The 564-nt window shown below is 51.1% G+C and carries 1 protein-coding gene; it reads left to right on the top strand.

Going from position 1 to position 564, the window contains the following annotated elements:
* Positions 1-53: 53 nt before the first annotated feature.
* On the top strand, positions 54-564 hold a 511-nt coding region (locus I6F37_RS38545), incomplete at its 3' end, for an SDR family NAD(P)-dependent oxidoreductase (RefSeq protein ID WP_225154150.1).

Here is a 564-nt window from a genome sequence, read left to right as displayed (position 1 = left end):
TTGTTAGCAATCTCAAAGATACGTCAACGAATTAATTTTTCTCGGAAAAACAAATGGCTATAGCACTTGTGACCGGTGGCAGTCGCGGCATCGGGCGGGCAACTGCATTACTGTTGGCGAAAGAAGAGTATACGGTGGCGGTTAATTATCAACAAAACCTCCATGCGGCGCAGGAAGTGGTGAACTTAATCACGCAAGCCGGTGGCAAGGCATTCGTGCTCCAGGCGGATATCAGCGACGAAAATCAGGTCATCGCAATGTTTACAGCAATCGATCAGCACGATGAACCGCTAGCAGCGCTGGTCAATAACGCCGGGATCTTGTTTACCCAGTGCACCGTTGAAAACCTTACCGCAGAGCGAATCAACCGAGTACTTTCCACCAACGTGACGGGATATTTTCTCTGCTGCCGCGAGGCGGTAAAACGCATGGCGCTTAAAAATGGTGGCAGTGGCGGCGCTATCGTCAATGTCTCTTCGGTGGCCTCACGGTTGGGTTCGCCAGGGGAATATGTTGATTACGCGGCATCGAAAGGGGCGATTGATACGTTAACCACCGGACTAT

Origin of the sequence: Bradyrhizobium sp. NBAIM08, from assembly GCF_020193935.1 — a bacterium.
Taxonomy (GTDB): domain Bacteria; phylum Pseudomonadota; class Alphaproteobacteria; order Rhizobiales; family Xanthobacteraceae; genus Bradyrhizobium; species Bradyrhizobium yuanmingense.
Note: the sequence above shows the minus strand (reverse complement) of the source record. Positions and strands in the feature narration are given on the sequence as shown.